This window comes from Pseudomonas alkylphenolica, from assembly GCF_016009175.1.
In the GTDB taxonomy this organism is placed as follows: domain Bacteria; phylum Pseudomonadota; class Gammaproteobacteria; order Pseudomonadales; family Pseudomonadaceae; genus Aquipseudomonas; species Aquipseudomonas alkylphenolica_B.
Window position 1 is genome coordinate 1 of the sequence record NZ_JADUCM010000022.1, and the last position, 16,732, is coordinate 16,732.

At 62.0% G+C, this 16,732-nt stretch carries 13 protein-coding genes; 5 read left to right on the top strand and 8 right to left on the bottom strand.

Annotation, left to right across the window (positions count from 1 at the left end; translation table 11 throughout):
- Positions 1-152: 152 nt before the first annotated feature.
- From I5S59_RS17975 to I5S59_RS17990, 4 genes are read right to left on the bottom strand one after another with little or no spacing between them, the layout of a single operon-like run.
- Positions 153-599 carry an acyl-CoA thioesterase gene (locus I5S59_RS17975; RefSeq protein ID WP_197877811.1) on the bottom strand — a complete coding sequence of 149 codons (447 nt, stop codon included), beginning with the start codon at positions 597-599 and terminating at the stop codon, positions 153-155.
- A gap of 4 nt (positions 600-603) precedes the next feature.
- Complete coding sequence (gene hisD / locus I5S59_RS17980; RefSeq protein ID WP_197877812.1) at positions 604-1,890, bottom strand: histidinol dehydrogenase; 1,287 nt, start codon at positions 1,888-1,890, stop codon at positions 604-606.
- A gap of 34 nt (positions 1,891-1,924) precedes the next feature.
- On the bottom strand, positions 1,925-3,229 hold the full coding sequence (locus tag I5S59_RS17985; RefSeq protein ID WP_197877813.1) for an MFS transporter: 1,305 nt from the start codon (positions 3,227-3,229) through the stop codon (positions 1,925-1,927).
- 47 nt (positions 3,230-3,276) lie between these two features.
- Positions 3,277-4,284 (bottom strand): LacI family DNA-binding transcriptional regulator, encoded by a 1,008-nt coding sequence (locus tag I5S59_RS17990; RefSeq protein ID WP_197877814.1) that lies wholly within the window; start codon positions 4,282-4,284, stop codon positions 3,277-3,279.
- A gap of 239 nt (positions 4,285-4,523) precedes the next feature.
- Between I5S59_RS17990 and I5S59_RS17995 the strand changes: the two genes are divergently transcribed.
- The 3 genes from I5S59_RS17995 to I5S59_RS18005 are packed head-to-tail and all read left to right on the top strand — an operon-like array spanning position 4,524 to position 7,104.
- Complete coding sequence (locus I5S59_RS17995) at positions 4,524-5,387, top strand: MBL fold metallo-hydrolase (protein ID WP_332262085.1); 864 nt, start codon at positions 4,524-4,526, stop codon at positions 5,385-5,387.
- A gap of 26 nt (positions 5,388-5,413) precedes the next feature.
- Entirely contained in the window at positions 5,414-6,163 is a 750-nt protein-coding gene (locus I5S59_RS18000; RefSeq protein ID WP_197877815.1) for an electron transfer flavoprotein subunit beta/FixA family protein, read from the top strand.
- Complete coding sequence (locus I5S59_RS18005; protein ID WP_197877816.1) at positions 6,163-7,104, top strand: electron transfer flavoprotein subunit alpha/FixB family protein; 942 nt, start codon at positions 6,163-6,165, stop codon at positions 7,102-7,104. The genes I5S59_RS18000 and I5S59_RS18005 overlap by 1 nt, the downstream gene beginning before the upstream one ends.
- A gap of 61 nt (positions 7,105-7,165) precedes the next feature.
- Here I5S59_RS18005 and I5S59_RS18010 read toward each other — a convergent pair whose 3' ends face one another.
- The 3 genes from I5S59_RS18010 to I5S59_RS18020 all read right to left on the bottom strand — a co-directional run bounded on the left by I5S59_RS18010 (position 7,166) and on the right by I5S59_RS18020 (position 12,664).
- Positions 7,166-8,500: an MFS transporter gene (locus tag I5S59_RS18010; RefSeq protein WP_197877817.1), complete on the bottom strand. Its 1,335-nt coding sequence runs from the start codon at positions 8,498-8,500 to the stop codon at positions 7,166-7,168.
- Positions 8,501-8,709: 209 nt separating this feature from the next.
- On the bottom strand, positions 8,710-9,864 hold the full coding sequence (locus tag I5S59_RS18015) for an iron-containing alcohol dehydrogenase (RefSeq protein WP_197877818.1): 1,155 nt from the start codon (positions 9,862-9,864) through the stop codon (positions 8,710-8,712).
- Positions 9,865-9,967: 103 nt separating this feature from the next.
- A complete protein-coding gene (locus I5S59_RS18020; RefSeq protein WP_197877819.1) occupies positions 9,968-12,664 on the bottom strand; it encodes a LuxR C-terminal-related transcriptional regulator in 2,697 nt (898 codons plus the stop codon).
- A gap of 167 nt (positions 12,665-12,831) precedes the next feature.
- On the opposite strand from I5S59_RS18020, the gene I5S59_RS18025 reads away from it, so the two are divergent.
- The gene (locus I5S59_RS18025) at positions 12,832-13,575 is read left to right on the top strand and encodes an SDR family NAD(P)-dependent oxidoreductase (protein WP_197877820.1); all 744 of its coding nucleotides are present in this window, start codon (positions 12,832-12,834) and stop codon (positions 13,573-13,575) included.
- A gap of 83 nt (positions 13,576-13,658) precedes the next feature.
- Here I5S59_RS18025 and I5S59_RS18030 read toward each other — a convergent pair whose 3' ends face one another.
- The gene (locus tag I5S59_RS18030) at positions 13,659-14,720 is read right to left on the bottom strand and encodes an MBL fold metallo-hydrolase (protein ID WP_197877821.1); all 1,062 of its coding nucleotides are present in this window, start codon (positions 14,718-14,720) and stop codon (positions 13,659-13,661) included.
- A 224-nt stretch (positions 14,721-14,944) separates the two neighbouring features.
- Between I5S59_RS18030 and I5S59_RS18035 the strand changes: the two genes are divergently transcribed.
- Positions 14,945-16,639, top strand: a complete 1,695-nt coding sequence (locus tag I5S59_RS18035; protein ID WP_197877822.1) for a DUF1302 domain-containing protein — start codon at positions 14,945-14,947, stop codon at positions 16,637-16,639.
- Positions 16,640-16,732: the final 93 nt, after the last annotated feature.

Here is a 16,732-nt window from a genome sequence, read left to right on the forward strand (position 1 = left end):
GGGCGTGTGTCGGGGGGGCCCCCCCCCGCGGGCCGGCGCGGCCGCGGCGGGTTTGCGGTGGGCCCCCCCCCGGCGTGTTTCTTTTTTTTTTCGGGCCGGGCCGCGGGGCGGGGCGCGCCCCCCCCCCCGGGGCTCGGGGCAGGGCGTATGTGTCAGGTCGGGGACACTGTCTGGAGTGTTTCCAGCGCATCGTGCAAGGCCGGCGGCAGCGGCACGGGCCTGCGGCTGACACGGTCGACGTACACATGCACGAAGTAGCCCTGGGCCGACGCCGTGGTGCTGTCGTTGGCAAACAGGCCCACCTCGTAGCGCACACTGGACGTGCCGATGTGCGCTACGCGAAGGCCGGCGCGCACCAGGTCAGGGAAGGCGATCGACGAGAAATAGCTGCAGTGGGTGTCGACCACCAGGCCGATGGTCGGGCAGCCTTCGAAGTCCAGCAGGTTCTGCTCCAGCAGCCAGCCGTTGACCACGGTGTCGAACCAGCTGTAGTAGATGACGTTGTTGACGTGGCCGTAGACGTCGTTGTCCATCCAGCGTGTGGTGATCTCGCGCTGGTAGGGATAGCTGCTACGGTGTTGCGGTACGGGTTTGCTCATGGCTTCAGGCTTCCTGGTGTTGCAGGCGACGCACGCGGATATCCGCCTGCTCTTTGTGCCCGGACATATGCTCATAGCTGCACAGCCGTGAACAGTACTGGCCGATCATCACGCTGGCGGCGTCGGTCAGCACGCGCTGGTAGGTATGGGTCTTGATGAACTTGCCCACCCACAGGCCACCGGTGTAGCGCCCGGCGCCCATGGTCGGCAAGGTGTGGTTGGTGCCGATGACCTTGTCGCCGTAGCTGACATTGGTGCGGTGGCCGAGGAACAGCGCGCCGTAGCGGGTCATGCGCGCGTGGTACCAGTCCGGGTCGCGGGTCATCACCTGCACATGCTCGGAGCACAGGCGCTCAGCGACCTCCAGGGCTTCTTCGTCGGTGTCGCACAGGTAGATTTCACCGAAGTCACGCCAGGCGACGCTGGCGATCGGCGCGGTGTCCAGGCGTGCGAGCACCTGCTCGATGGCCGCGGGCAACTGCTCGGCGATGGTTTTGCTGGTGGTCACGCAATAGGCCGGGGAGGTGGGGCCGTGCTCGGCCTGGCCGAGCAGGTCGACGGCCACCAGTTCGGCGTCCACCGTATCGTCACAGATCACCATGGTTTCCGTGGGGCCGGCAAACAGGTCGATGCCGACACGGCCATAGAGCTGGCGTTTGGCTTCGGCAACATAGGCGTTGCCAGGCCCGACGATCATGTCGACCGCGGCGATGCTCTGGGTGCCGAGGGCCATCGCCGCTACTGCCTGCACGCCGCCCAGGCAATAGATTTCGTCGGCACCGGCCAGGTGCATGGCAGCAACGATTTCCGGGCAAGGGCGGCCTTCGAACGGCGGCGCGCAGGCAATCACCCGTTTTACCCCGGCAACCTTGGCGGTGAGCACGCTCATGTGCGCGCTGGCGATCAGCGGGTACTTGCCGCCAGGAATGTAGCAACCCACCGAATTGACCGGGATGTTACGGTGGCCGAGCACGACACCGGGCAGTGTTTCGACTTCAACGTCATGCATCGAGTCTTTCTGTACCTGGGCGAAACGACGGATCTGTGCCTGGGCAAAGTGGATGTCGTCGAGGGTCTGGCGCGGCAGGCTGGCGATGCAGGCATCGATTTGTGCCTGGCTCAAGCGCATGGATTGCGGCGTCCAGTTGTCGAACTTCTCTGAATATTCGCGAACCGCAACATCGCCGCGTTGCTCGATGTCGGCAAGGATGGTTTCGACAGTGGCGCGTACCTGGGCCAGGTTGCTGGCTTTGGTGTGGGGCGGTTGACCCTGCTTGAGGTGTTGGATCACGGTAAGTCTCCTTTGAATGTGAGAAATGGCCGCCTCAGGCGGATTGGTAGGCCGGAACCGGCGGTCGGGCGACCCGCAGTACAATGACGCTGGCGAGGAGGTACAGGCTCATCACCAGGTACAGGCTGTAGGTGGTCCCGCCGCTTGCGGTATTGAGCGCACTGGTGAGCGAAGGAATGACCGCCCCCCCCAGATTGCCGATACTGCTGACCAGGGCGATGCCCACGGCGACCGAAGGGCGCGGCAGGTATTCCGAGACCAGGGCGAAGAACACCGGGGGAACCGAAGCGATGCCCAGCATGGCCAGGCACAGGCCAAGCAGCGAAGCACCCAGTTGTCCTTGGGCCAGCACCATGATTGCCAGGCCGCAGACGGTCATCAGCGCGCCGCTGGAGAAATGCCAGCGGCGCTCGCGGTGGCGGTCTGAGCTGCGGCTGAGCAACAGCACCCCGGCTATCGCGCACAGCTGCGGCAAGGTGGCGTAGATACCTATGTCCAGGAGGTCGGAGACCCCCCAACCGCGAATCAGGGTAGGTGTCCAGAAGGCCATAGCGTAGGTGCCGGCCACCATGAGGATGTACACCACCGACAGCGCCCAGAACTTCGTATCCCCGAAAAGATCGCGCACTGAGCCGTGGCGGGCCTTGAGCGCCGAACGTTGCTCGGCATCCAGTTGCTGGCGCAGGCGGGCTTTTTCTTCAGCACTCAGCCATGTGGCCTGCTCAGGGCTGTCGACAAGCACGCGCCAGGCCACCAGACCGAGAAGGGGGGCGGGCAGCCCTTGTACCAGAAACAGCCACTGCCAACCGTGCCATCCATTGAAACCGTCGAGGAATTTCATGATCGCACCCGATAACGGGCCGGCAATCAGGCTGGCAAGAATGGCCCCGAGCAGAAACACCGCGATCATTCCCGCGCGCCGCGCAGGCGGATACCAGAATGTCAGGTAGAGCAGTGCCCCGGGCGCGAAGCCGGCCTCGAAGGCACCAAGCAGAAAACGCAATACGTAGAACTGAGTAGGTGTCTGTACAAACATCATTGCCATGGCGACCACGCCCCAGCAGACCATGATGCGCAGCAGGGTCTTGCGCACACCGATCTTTTCCAGCATCAGATTGCTGGGTACCTCGAACAGCAGATAACCGATGAAGAAGATCCCCGCGCCCAGCGCATACACAGCGTCGCTGAATGCCAACGTCTCTTTCATTTGCAACTGCGCATAACCGACGTTGATACGGTCAAGAAAGGCCACGACATAGGCGGCCATCAGCAGCGGCATGATGCGCCAGCTGATTTTTCGATACAGCCTGCGGTCTTCCGGAGTCTCGGTGAGGGTCATGCCTGTCTCCTGATGGTTTTTGTTGTTATTGGCTTGGTCGAGCGTCGCTAAGCGGTGGTGCGAAGCATCAGATGGCCCGGTATTTCGTACAGCGCAGCCGTGGTGCCGGCAGGGCGGCCTTCGCCGAGCAAGCGGATGGCACACGCAATCATCTGCTCGACCGGTTGGTGCACCGTGCTCAGGGCATGTTCTGCGTAGGCAGCGGCGCGGATGTCATCGAAACCGATGACGGCGACATCGTCGGGCACCCGCAGGGTGGTGTTCATGCGCAAATGGCTGAGTACCCCCAGGGCCATGACGTCGTTGGCGCAAAACACGGCGTCGATGACCGGCTGCCCGGGGCTGAACAGGCGGGAGGCTGCAGCGCGTCCGCCTTCATAGGTGTATCCGCCGTGCAGGTGTGCAACCACACGTTGGCCGTGCGCTGCCAGGCCCAGTTCGAAACCGAGCAGACGATCTGTGGTAGTGGAGACGTCCGGATCGCCGGCGATAAAGGCGCAGGCCTGGCGGTTTTGTCCCACCAGGTATTCTGCAACCTCGGTGGCCATGCGCTGGTTGTCACAACACACCGACCAGACGCTCGGGTCTTCGACGCGGCGGTTGAGAAACACCACGGCAACCCCCTGGCGGGCGCACAGGTCGGACATGTGCGAAGAGAGCTTTGCGGCAGTGACCACAATGCCATCGACCTGATACTGCAATAGTTGCGGCATCAGTGCGTCGGCATCGCCTCCGGGGGGAACTACGAACAGCAGCAGTTGCCGGCCTGACTCGCGCAGTTGCAGGGAGAACGCTTCAAGCACCGCCGGGTAGAACGGATTACTCATGTCGCCCATCACCAGGGCAACAATGCCGGTGCGCCGCCGGTTCAGCGACCTGGCGATGGCATTGGGTCGATAGCCCAGTTCTTCGGCCATGGCGAGGATACGTGCGCGCACGGTGGCGGAAATGCGCGACTGGGCATCGAAGGCACGGGTGACGGTCGAGGTGGCGACCCCCAGCCGTTGGGCGATGTCCCGAGCGGTGATCCTCCCGCTACTGCAGGCGCGCGTCATGGCAGTTCCTCCGATGGCAGTGCAATCGTGTGCACAAGTGGCGCCAATGCTATTCGTACAGCCCAAGAGAAACCCCTCCCCAATGGAGGGGGCACTGCAAAACGATCGCCCACCCCTTGCCGAAAATGTGCACACCACCCGTCACGGGAGGGGTGCCGCCGACCGTCTTTTGCATATGCTGGCCTTTCTCAGTGCGCTCAACAGCACAGGGCACAAATGGGTTCAGCGAGGTAAATGGGGTGTATCGCAAGTTATTTTCAGTGACCGGCAAAGCACGCAAGCTCGACGGCGGCACATTGTTCGGCACGACACCGCGGCGCATCTGGAGCGAATGGTTGAGCCCGGACAACGACAATCAGGTCGAGCTGGCATCGCGCGTACTGCTGGTGCAACAGAACGGCCAGAACATACTGGTCATGGCCGGTAGCGATGCTTTATTGGCCCCCCTGGCGCCAACCTGCCGCTGTCAGCGCCCGGCCCCTGGCCTGCTCGACAGCCTGGCGCGTCTTGGCTTGGCAGAAGGGGACATACACGCCGTGGTGCTCACCCACCTGCATGCGATGCTCACGCCGGAGGTGCGCCGAGCCGTCAACGCAGGTGATGCACCGCGCTTGCTCTTCCCGGCAGCCCGCTATCTGGTCGGCCGTCAGCACTGGGTACGGGCCAGCCATCCCCACCCGCGAGACCGGGCATTGTTCGTGGCGCCGATCATCAGTCAACTGCAAAGCAGTGGCCGTTTGCAGGTACTCGACGAGCACGCCAGCGAGGTACTGGGTGAAGGCTGGCGCTTGCATGTCAGCGACGGCTACACCCCGGGACAGCTATTGCCGGAAATCGAGATGCCCGGTGGCCCGCTGATTTTTGCCGGTGACCTGGTGCCCGCCATGCAATGGCTCGCCCTCGACCTGACCACCGCCTTTGACCGGAATCCGGAATGCCTGATCGATGAAAAAGAGCACCTGCTCGACCACCTGGTCGCCAGCGGTGGCAGGCTGTTCCTGGCCCGTGATCCTGAGGTTGCGCTCATCAAGGTCTGTCGCAACCGGCAATCGCGTTATCAACCCTACGACCACCATGCCGTACTGCATCGGCTGGACAGTTGAATCAACCCGCTCAACAGGAGTGCTGTATGAAAGTAATGGCTGCGGTAAAGCGCGTGGTCGACTACAACGTCAAGGTTCGCGTCAAGGCGGACGGCACGGGCGTCGATCTTGCCAACGTAAAAATGGCGCTGAACCCCTTCTGCGAAATAGCCGTGGAAGAGGCTGTGCGCCTCAAGGAACAAGGCATAGCCACTGAAGTAGTGGTGGTGACCGTCGGTCCGGCCAGCGCCCAGGAACAACTGCGTACTGCGCTGGCACTGGGTGCAGACCGTGCCGTTCTGGTCGAGTCTGCCGACGAGCTCGGCTCGCTTGCCGTGGCCAAGCTGCTCAAGGCTGTTGTCGACAAGGAACAGCCACAGCTGGTGATCCTTGGCAAACAGGCCATCGACAGCGACAACAACCAGACTGGCCAGATGTTGGCTGCGCTCACCGGCTTCGCCCAGGGCACCTTCGCCTCCAGGGTTGAAGTGGCTGGCGACAAGGTCAATGTCACCCGTGAAATCGATGGCGGCCTGCAGACTGTAGCGCTGAACCTGCCAGCGATCGTCACCACCGACCTGCGTCTGAACGAGCCACGCTATGCGTCGCTACCGAACATCATGAAGGCCAAGAAAAAGCCGCTGGAAACGGTTGCTCCAGACGCGCTGGGCGTTTCCACCGCCTCCACCAGCATGACCCTGAAAGTCGAAGCACCAGCTGCTCGCAGCGCGGGTATCAAGGTCAAGTCGGTTGCTGAACTGGTCGAGAAACTGAAGAACGAGGCGAAGGTAATCTGATGACTATCCTGGTAATTGCGGAACACACTCATGCAGCGCTTGGCGGCTCGACCCTGAACACGGTTGCCGCCGCACAGCAGATTGGCGGTGAGATTCATGTGCTGGTGGCGGGCCTGGGTGTCGAAGGCGCTGTGGCAGCAGCGCGAGGCGTCGATGGTGTCGCCAAGGTGCTGGTGGCTGACAATGCGGCGTATGCCCACCAGTTGCCGGAAAACCTCGCTGCATTGGTTACCGGCCTGGTGATCGACCAGACGGTGATCTACAGCCACGTCCTGGCGCCTGCCACAGCCAACGGCAAGAATCTGTTGCCACGGGTGGCGGCGGCGCTGGATGTCGACCAGATCTCCGAAATCATCTCGGTTGAGTCGCCAGACACCTTCAAGCGTCCGATCTATGCCGGCAACGCCATTGCTACCGTGCAATCGAATGCCGCAATCAAGGTTATCACCGTCCGTGCCACCGGCTTCGACGCCGTTGCCGCTGTGGGCGGGGCGGCTACCGTCGAGTCTCTCGGTTCGGTCTATAACGCAGGCCTCTCGGTGTTCGTTGGCGAAACTCTGGCCACCTCGGACCGTCCGGAGCTGACGGCGGCCAGCGTCGTTGTTGCCGGCGGTCGCGGCATGCAGAACGGTGACAACTTCAAGCACCTGTACAGCCTTGCCGACAAGCTGGGTGCTGGCGTCGGTGCATCGCGGGCAGCGGTCGACGCGGGTTTCGTCGCCAACGACATGCAGGTTGGCCAGACCGGCAAGATTGTTGCTCCGCAGCTCTACATCGCTGTAGGTATCTCCGGCGCAATCCAGCACCTGGCCGGGATGAAAGACTCGAAAGTGATCGTCGCGATCAACAAGGACGAAGAGGCGCCGATTTTCCAGGTCGCCGACTATGGCCTGGTCGCCGATCTTTTCGATGCCGTGCCGGAGTTGGAGCAGCACCTCTGAGACGTCCCAGGCAAACAAAAAGCCCGCTCATCGAGCGGGCTTTTTGTATGTTGTGAAAGACTTACGGCTGGGCGTTACCGGCAGGTACCAGGCGTCCTGCCGGGATCGCGATCAGTAGCAGGAGCGTGCCCAGCACCAGCAGAACCGCGATCAGGTCAAAAGCCAGATATAAGCTGCCGGTGGTGGTTTTTACCGCGCCAACGGCCGTCTGGCTGAGAACTCCGGCAAGGTTGCCGAGGCTGCTGATGATGGCAATGCCGCCCGCTGCCCCGGATTTGCTCAATAACGCTGGCGGAATGGTCCAGAATAACGGCATCGCCGCCAGGGCGCCCGCCGCCCCCAGGCTGGCCAGTGCCATCGACAGCAGCGCGTTGCCCGCGGCCAGGTCCAGCAGGCAGAAGCTGGCCGCAGCGGGCAGCATTGTCAGGCTCAGGTGCCAGCGGCGTTCCATGTAGCGGTCAGAGCTGCGACCGAGCAGGTACATGGCGCACAAGGCCGCCAGGAACGGCAGGCTGGTGGCCAGGCCAATGTGCTGCAGGTCTTCCAGGCCAAAACCCTGCACCAGTGTCGGCAGCCAGTAAGAAACGGTGTTGGAGGCGCTGTAGATGCAGAAACACACCAATCCCGCCACATACAACAGTGGATCGCGCAATGCCCCCAAGAACCCGCTGCTAGCCGCGCCGGACCCTGATTCATGGGCTAGCGCCTGGTGGATCTGCTGTTTCTGTTCATCGTTCAGCCAGCGCGCCTGCTCAGGACGGTCGGTCAGCCAGAAGCGCCCGATCACTCCAAGCAGCACCGCCGGCAGGCCGGTCAGAACAAATAATGCCTGCCAGTCACGCAGACCCAGCCAGCCATGCAGGTGGGTCATGATGGTGCCCGACAAGGGGCCACAGATCATCCCGGCAACCATGCCGGCCATGAAGAACGAGGCGGTGATACGCCCGCGTACAGCGGCAGGAAACCAGAAAGTAAGGTAAAGGATCAGGCCCGGGAAAAAGCCCGCTTCGGCGACGCCCAGCAGGAAACGCGCAACGATCAGTTGCGTAGGGTTGGTAACAAAGGCCGTGGCCACGGTGATCAGGCCCCAGAGGATCATGATCCGCGTCAGCGTTGCACGTGCGCCGACGCGCTGCATGTACAGGTTGCTGGGTACTTCGAAGAGGATGTAACCCAGGTAGAAGACCCCGGCGCCGATGCCGTAGGCTGCATCGCTGAGGAGAATGTCGTCGGCCATGCGCAGCTTGGCAAACGACAGGTTCAGGCGGTCGATGGCGTTGATGATAAAGGCCAGCATCAAGTAGGGCAAAAGTCGCCAGATGACTTTGGAATAGGTGCGTTTCAGATCGGCTGAAACGCTAGATGTCGTGGGAAAGGAAGGGATGGCGTCGCTCATGGAGGCGCTCCTGGGGTTGCCTGATTATTGTTGTTGTGGCGCCGCACGGGGCGGTTCAGGCGAGTATAAGGAGGAATCACTCAGGTGATACTCCGGATTAATAAATGACTATAAGATACTGAAAAATAACAGGAAAACATATGTTTTTGCGGTCGCCCGTTGCCGGGCTCCGCGTTTATCTGCAGCCGAGGGGCGCGCGTGGCGTTCGATCAGAACACCTGTTGGTAGACGGCGTGAATGTCGTCCAGGCTCATTTCGCGAGGGTTGTTCCCTAGCAGGCGCGTCTGCTGGCTGGCATCGCGTGCCAGGGTCTCCAGGTCGCGTTCGGTGACGCCCACGTCGCGCAACCGGGTGGGCAGGCCCAGGCGTGCAGGCAAGGCCTGCAGGTGGGCGATCAGGGCCATGGCCCTTTCAAGGATCGCGCCGCGGCTATGGGGCAGCAGAATGTTCGCCAGTTCAGCGTAAAGCGGCGCTGCGGCCTCAAGGTTGAAGCGCATCACCGGTGCCAGCACCAACGAGTTGGATAGCCCATGAGGCACATGAAAGCGTGCGCCCAACGGATAGGCCAGGGCATGTACCGCGCCAACCGGGGCATTGGCGAAGGCCATGCCGGCAAGGCAGGCGCCAATCAGCATGTCCTCACGAGCTTGAGCGTCGGCGCCGTTGACGCACACCCGTTCAAGGTTGTCGCCCAAAAGGCGCAGCGCCTCTCGGGCCAGGCAGTCGGATATCGGATTTTTCAGGTGCCTGGTGGTATAGGACTCGATCGCGTGGACCATGGAGTCGATACCGGTAGCAGCACTGACGTGCTTGGGAAGCCCCAGGGTCAGGTCGGCGTCAAGCAAGGCGATGTCAGGTAGCAGCGAAGGTGAAATCACGACATTCTTCTGGCCCTCACCGGTAGTAATCACCGACACGGCGGTGACCTCGGAGCCGGTCCCGGCGGTTGTCGGCACCAGAATCAGCGGCAAGCGCCGACCGTTGGTGCGGTCGATGCCGTAGATGTCGGCCAGCGACTCATTGCTGCGCACAAGCAAGGCGGTCAGCTTGGCGGCATCCAGGGAGCTGCCACCGCCAAAACCGATCACACAGTCGGCGCAGCACTGTCGGGCGGCTTGCACAGCTTCAAGAATCACCGACTCCGGAGGGTCGGCCTGGACCTTGCTGAACACCTGCAGGGCGATGCCGCGTTGGGCAAAGCCTCTTTCCACCGCTGCCAGCAGACCGGTGGCGAGAACGCCGGCATCCGTGACCAGCAGTGCCGAACGATAACCCATTGTCTCGACCTGTTCGGCCAGGCGGGCGGCTGCCCCACGTTCGATGATGATTGAGCGGGTGGTGTTGAACAGCAGGCGGCGCGTCATGTTGTTTTCCCCGTGGATGGCCGTTGGATCGGCAGCGTCCTGCGAGGTTAGGCGCCAATAACCGGCGCTTCCCCCCTCCAGACGGGAGGGGGTTGAACCGTGTTCAGTCGATCAGTTTCTGGTTGCGTGCCTGCACCATGGCATCGTAGCGGCTGGAAACACCGAGTTTGGCGAAGATGTTGCGCAGGTTCCACTTCACGGTTTCCAGGGTGATATCCAGGGTGTGGGCGATTCGCTTGCTCGACATGGCCTGGGCTACCAGGCTGAGGATCTCGCGCTCTCGTGGGGTCAGCAGGGCAGGTTGGCCAGACGTTGCGGTGCGCCGCATGCGTGGCGTTACAAGGTTTTGCGCACAGGGGCCGGTGAGCTTCTCGATCAACTCATCGACATACTGGCGCAGCGGGGCGCGCAGGTGGGTGGTGGCAAGCGTGCAGAGCAACTTCTCGCTGAGTACGCCCTCGTCCAGCAAGGTGCGGACCAGTCCAAGGCGCTGAGCTGCCTCGACTGCCCGTTGAGCACGCAATAACGCGTGATCAGGCTGTTTGAGGTCTTCCAGCACGCCTGCCGATAAAAGGTCCGTGAGCACGCTCAGGCGACCGCGCTGGAAGCGCTGGGCATAGTCGCTGACGGTTTCCAACGCCAGCAGGGCCGCTTGCGAGTCTTGTTTGACCAGCACACGTGCACGCGCCAGGGCAGCGATGGCCGGCAGCTCTGCTCGACCGCCGGTTGCCTTGCCATGGTCGTGAGCAAGCGACTCCAGGGCCTGCAACAGTTCGCTGGCATGTGAATGCTGGCCTTTGATCAGGCATACGCGGATGGCTTCGGCCAACAGGTGAGCGACCGGACGTATCTGCCCCAGGCTGCGCAGGTGGGCAATCTGCTGACGCAAAAAGTTCAGGGCGGCGTCCGGGCCTTTCTGCAGCAGGTCCAGGCGACTGCGGCTCAGGTTGGTGCGAACGATAACGTCGGGGACCGAGGAATGCAGCAAGCCAAAGCGGTTGGCGATCAGTTCGCGGGCGTCATCGATGCGATCCAGCTCATAGAAGGCATCGGCCAGCAGACTGGCACAAAGGTTGCTACAGATTGAACGCTGTCCGCCTTCGCGCGTGGAGCGTTCCAGTAGCTCGGAAGCCAGTGATTCGGCCTCGATGATGTCGCCGGCCAGTAAATAGGTGGTTAAACGGGCGGATTCAGCCACGAGTGCCATGTCGTTGTTGCGGTCTTGCGAGGGGATCGGATGAACATCGAACAGGCGCCGGGCATCGGTGTAGCGGCCTGCGGTGGCATAAGCGACCGTCAGCGCTGCCAGCAATACATAGCGAAGGAACGGGTTGCCCATCGCGGCGTCGCGAACCGGCTCCAGCAGTCGGATGGTCAGTTCACTGTCATCTTCCTGGATGGCCACTGCGGCATGGATCAAGGGCAGGCCACTGGCAAGTTCCGGGTGAGCGTCCAGGTTGCTGGCCTGCAAACGGCTGAGCCAGGCTTTTGCGCGTGCCGGGCGCGACGTCAGTGATACGGTTAGGCAGGCCAGAAACAACAGCCGCTGATGACGAAACAGTACTTCTTCGGGCAAACGCTCCAGCAGCCGCAAGGTGGGTGCCAGGTAATCCAGGCTCCAGGTTGCCGGGGTGGTCTGTTCAATCACCTGGACGGCAAACTCGATGTCATCGCCGAGGTTGGCGTGACGAACTGCCTCGGTAAGGCAGTTGTGCCCGGCAAACCATTGGGCGCCCAGGCGATGCAGGGCGCGCACGTCGTGTTCGCGGCGTTGCAGACGGGTGCTGAGAAACTCACCGAACAAAGGATGAAAGCGAAACCAGGTGATACGGTCATCGGAGTCGACCCGGTAAATCAGCAGATTTTCGTCCTCCATGCGCTGGAGCAGTTCACCGGCCTGGGCGTTGCCGGTAACGGCAATGGCCATTGCGGCATTGAAACGTCGGAACAACGACAGCGTTTCGGCGACCTTCACCAACTCGATCGGCAAGTGTGCGACTACTTCTTCGCTGAGGTAGGTTTGCAGGTCATTGGCGCGCCACACCAGGTCATCCAGGATCGAGCGGGTATCGCTGCGGCTCTTGAGCATGATCACGATCAACTGCAGGCAGGAGGGCCAGCCGCTGGTCAGATCGTAAATCAGGCTGAGCGCGTCGGCGTTGATCTTCTCGCTACCAAGGTTTTCCTCGACGAAAGTGCGAGTCTCCGCCAGGTCGAACGGCAGCATGGCACTTTCAATCTCGACCACAAGGTCCATCACCCGCAGTCGCGACAGGCTCAGTGGTGGGCTGACCCGTGAGGCAATTACCAGGTGCAGGTTGGCAGGGCCTTGTTCAAGCAGCTTCTGCATCAACGTGTGAGCATGAGGGGCTTCTACGTAGTGGTAGTCATCGACCACCAGGTACAGCTCCTTGTTCAGCATTGCCGCTGCGTTGACGATGATCGCCACCGTGCCGTCAATGGCCGAGGGCGTGTTGTCTTCACGCTGCAGGTTGATGTCGATATCGATGCCAAGGCGTCTCACACCCTCCAGGAAGGCCGTGCAGAAAGCGTTGTAACCCTTGTCGTCGACAGCCAGGGAAACCCAGGCCACTTCGGCGCCTGCTTTCAGCCGGTCCTGGCGCCACTGCGCGAGCAGGGTTGTCTTGCCGTAACCCGCAGCCCCGGTGATCAGGGCCAGGCGGCAATGACTCATGCGCTTGAGGTGCGCCAGCAGCAAGGCCCGGACAACGTGCCGGGTACCGATGCGCGGGGGCGCGAACTTGGTCGAAACCAAGTGCCTGGCAAGATTTTTAGGCAATGTGTTTTCCACGTTTCTTATTGGTTCGAGCGAACCTAGCCAACCTGTCTGGACAGGTCAAGCCTAGACCGGGCAGCCGCTGACTGCCCGCAAAGGGAGGGACAGGACGGTGCAGTTGTTTTCTAAGATCGCTCCGGCCCGATTCAGGGGATAACCAAGGAGTCACGATGAAACTGGATAATAAAGTAGCAGTAGTAACGGGCGCGGCGTCGGGGTTGGGGCTGGCCACCTGCAAGGCGCTGGCTGCAGCCGGGGCAAAGGTGGTGGGTTTCGATCTGGATCAGCAACGGCTCGACGCGGCGCTCGAAGGCATGGTCGGCATTGCGGTGGATGTTGCCGACGAAGTCAGCGTAAAGCACGGCATTGATGAAGTGATGAAGCGGTTTGGCGCGGTGCATGTGGCGGTCAACTGCGCCGGGGTGCTGGGGCCGTGCAAGACGCTTTCCAAGGGGCAGGTATTTCCTACAGAGCTGTGGAACCGGGTATTGGCGGTCAATCTTACGGGAACCTTCAACGTTATCCGTCACGCGGCCCTGGCGATGTCGGGCAATGCAGCCGAAGACAGCGGCGAGCGGGGAGTAATCATCAATACCGCCTCGGGCGCTGCGCGTGAAGGGCAGATGGGTCAAGCGGCGTACAGCGCCAGCAAGGCGGCAGTGATTGGCATGACATTGCCCATTGCACGTGACCTGGCTGAGCACGGTATTCGCGTGGTGAGCCTGGCGCCAGGGCTGTTCGAGTCGGGCATGTCGGCGGGGATGCCGGCCAAGGTGTCCGAAAGCATCGTCGGCGGGTTGCTGTTTCCGCGGCGTATGGGGTTTGCCCACGAGTTTGCGGCATTGGTGCAGCACGTGGTGGAAAATGCCTATCTCAATGCGTTGACACTTGATATTCAATGCGGGACCCGTTGAGCCCGCTTCTTGGGTATATCGCGACCATTGTGGGAGCCGGCAGCGTCGGCTCCCACAGTTCTTGGGTACACTGCGCAGGTGCGTCAGGCGCGTTGATACCAGGCCACGCCGTGCCCGTCGAGGCTGACGCTGATGTCCCCGCGGCGTAGCAAGTAATTGAGGCACGCCAGCGCTTCTCCGGGCGCCAGGGTCAGTCGCGAGCTGGCGTCGTTGCGCACCGGGGCATTGAACAGCAGGGCGAACAGGTCGACCACACGACGGGGTTGCTCCAGCCCCTGGCGCAAGCGCGTCAGGGCGCTGTAGGTATCAACCTGCAGTTGCTCGATTCGCGTGTGCAGACCAAGGAAGGGCTTGTTGTGCGACGGCAGCACCAGTACATCGTCTGGCACGCGACGTCGCAACATAGCCAACGAATCCAGCCACTCGCTCATCGGATCGGCGTCCGGCTCAGTGGGATGCACTGAAACGTTGGACGAGATCCGTGGCAACACCTGATCGCCGGAAATCAGCAACTTACGCTGCGGATCGAAAAGGCACGCGTGCTCCGGTGAATGGCCTGCGCCTACGACCACTTCCCAGCCATACCCGCCGATATCAAGCTGCTCGCCGTTCTGGATACGCCGATAGCTGTCAGGCAGGCTCGAGAGCATGCGGCCGAAGCCGCCAAAACGCTTGCGGTATCGCTCCAGCGCCTGTGTGTCCCAACCGGCACGTTGATAGAACGCCAGCGACTCCTCGGGTGCCGGACGGTTGCTGTCGCCCGCTTGCAGCCGACAGTGCAGGTACTCAAGGCGTGTCATCCACAAGCGGCAAGCGCTGTGGCGGCTCAGCCAACCGGCCATGCCGACATGGTCGGGGTGCAGGTGGGTGGCAATGATTCGCGTCAGTGGCGTGTCGCGCAAGGCACCGTCCAGCAAGGTACGCCAAAGCGCCTCGGTCTGCTCATCGTAGATGCCGGTATCGACCAGCGTGGTGCCCGCACCGTCAGCGAGCAACCACACGTTGATGGTCCCCAGCGAAACCGGCAGGGGCAACCTGAGCCACTGTACGCCCGCAACGACCTGGGCTGGCACCCCGGGCACTGGCGGTAGGGCGTAGGGGTAGGTGAGGCGTGCATTCGCGCTGACCGAAAGGCCGTCCATCATTGTGTTCTCCCGTCTGATTGTCCACTGATGTTGCCGGTACAGGCGCGCAAATCAGCGTTATGGATACAGACGCTACCGAAGGGGGGGTAGGGGGAGCACCCCCCTTTCAGAAAGGGGGGGGAGGAGGTACTGACAACGCTGGCACCCTGCGCAGCACTCGATCACTGATTGAGCGGCTTGCGAACCTGGAGGTCCAGGTTCAACCCAGGGGAGGAGACACCCAGATGAATAACAAGAAAAACACCAGTCCACGTCATCCCACCAATCACCCTGCAGTCCGGGCCACGGTCGTGACGTTATGCGCACTGGCCTGCGCCAATGCCGTTGCTGTCGAGATCGACACCGGCAACGATGATATCCAGCTGCGTTGGGACAACACCTTGCGCTACAACCTGGGGATGCGTACCGAGGGCCAGGACAAGGCAATCCTGGCCAACCCGAACAACGATGACGGCGACCGTAACTTCGACAAGCATCGCCTGGTCAACAATCGCCTGGATATCCTCAGCGAGTCGGACCTCATCTACAAGGGCAAATACGGCGCACGTGTCAGTGCGGCACTCTGGTATGACGCTGCGTATGCCGGTGACCTGGACAACGACAACGTTGCCACCTCCAACCACCTGGGTTCCGACGGACGTCCGGCCACCGGGTTGAGTCGCTATACCAACCGTTACTACGAAGGCCCGTCTGCCGAATGGATGGACGCCTTCGTCTTTGGCGAATACGACCTGGGCGAGATGCCGCTCAAGGCCCGCCTGGGTCGGCATACCGTTAACTGGGGCGAGTCGTTGTTGGGTGCTGGCGCCATTCATGGCATTTCTTATGGCCAGGCACCGCTGGACCAGGGTAAGGCCCTGGCACTACCGGGGATCGAGGCCAAGGAGTTGTACCTGCCACGCACTCAGCTGTCGACCCAGTTGCAGGTCAATCCCGAACTGTCGTTTGCCGCGCAATACTTCTTCGAATGGCGGCCCTCGCGCGTGCCGGAGTCTGGCAGTTACCTGGGCTTTGCCGATATCTATCAGCAAGGGGGCGAGTCGTTTATCCTCAGCCCCAGCCTGCGTGCCCTGCATGGCGACGACATCGAGCCGCGCGATTCCGGTGACTGGGGCGTGATGACGCGCTGGAGCCCGCAATGGCTGGACGGCACGCTGGGCTTCTATGTGCGCCAGTTCTCCGACACGCTGCCTCAGGTCGTGCTGTTGGCCAATGCGCGGCCGCAGTATTTCCTCAATTACGCCGACAAGATCGACATGTACGGCATCAGCCTGTCCAAGGAAGTCGGCGGCGTGAGTGTCGGCGCCGACCTCAACTACCGGCGCAACATGCCGCTGGTCAGCTCGGCGGCACGGGTGACGTCGGCGGCGCAACTGCCGGATGACGGCGATATTCTCGGTGCCCGTGGTGACACTTTGCACGGTGTGCTCAATGCCATTGGCTCGCTCAGCCCGACGCCGCTCTACGACGGCGCCAGCTGGTCTGCCGAACTGACCTGGAGCCGCTGGCTGTCGGTCAATTCCGATCCGCTGCACCTGTTCAAGGGATCGTCTGCGTACAAAGCCGTGCCCACCAATATTGACGCGGTCACCCGCGATGCCTACGGACTGGCCATCAACTTCACGCCGACCTGGTACCAGGTCTTCCCCGGTGGCGACCTGTCGATGCCGTTGAGCTTCTCCCAGGGCATCAATGGCAACTCGGCAGTCAGCTCAGGCGGTAACGAAGATGCCGGCAGCTACGCCGTCGGTCTGGCACTCGACGTCTACAGCCGGTACCGCTTCGACCTCAAGTATGTGGACTATTTCGGCGATTACTCGACCAATCCGGTCACCGGTGCGGCCCTGACCCCGAGCGGTAGCCAGGCGATGCTGGAAGACCGCGGCGCGGTGTACTTCACCTTCAAGACCACGCTCTGAGTCGCGCTTGCCACTGCTGCAAGCTTCCCGGTGGTGGTCCCAAGGCGGGACCACTGTTGGTGCAATGTGCGCTGGTGCGCAACTGATGTGAGG

What these genes read in the sequence shown, in the direction of transcription:
- I5S59_RS17975 (WP_197877811.1), bottom strand. Translation starts at nt 599, where the DNA reads ATGAGCAAACCCGTACCGCAACACCGTAGCAGCTATCCCTACCAGCGC.
- I5S59_RS17985 (WP_197877813.1), bottom strand. Translation starts at nt 3,229, where the DNA reads ATGACCCTCACCGAGACTCCGGAAGACCGCAGGCTGTATCGAAAAATC.
- I5S59_RS17990 (WP_197877814.1), bottom strand. Translation starts at nt 4,284, where the DNA reads ATGACGCGCGCCTGCAGTAGCGGGAGGATCACCGCTCGGGACATCGCC.
- I5S59_RS18000 (WP_197877815.1), top strand. Translation starts at nt 5,414, where the DNA reads ATGAAAGTAATGGCTGCGGTAAAGCGCGTGGTCGACTACAACGTCAAG.
- I5S59_RS18005 (WP_197877816.1), top strand. Translation starts at nt 6,163, where the DNA reads ATGACTATCCTGGTAATTGCGGAACACACTCATGCAGCGCTTGGCGGC.
- I5S59_RS18010 (WP_197877817.1), bottom strand. Translation starts at nt 8,500, where the DNA reads ATGAGCGACGCCATCCCTTCCTTTCCCACGACATCTAGCGTTTCAGCC.
- I5S59_RS18015 (WP_197877818.1), bottom strand. Translation starts at nt 9,864, where the DNA reads ATGACGCGCCGCCTGCTGTTCAACACCACCCGCTCAATCATCATCGAA.
- I5S59_RS18025 (WP_197877820.1), top strand. Translation starts at nt 12,832, where the DNA reads ATGAAACTGGATAATAAAGTAGCAGTAGTAACGGGCGCGGCGTCGGGG.
- I5S59_RS18030 (WP_197877821.1), bottom strand. Translation starts at nt 14,720, where the DNA reads ATGATGGACGGCCTTTCGGTCAGCGCGAATGCACGCCTCACCTACCCC.
- I5S59_RS18035 (WP_197877822.1), top strand. Translation starts at nt 14,945, where the DNA reads ATGAATAACAAGAAAAACACCAGTCCACGTCATCCCACCAATCACCCT.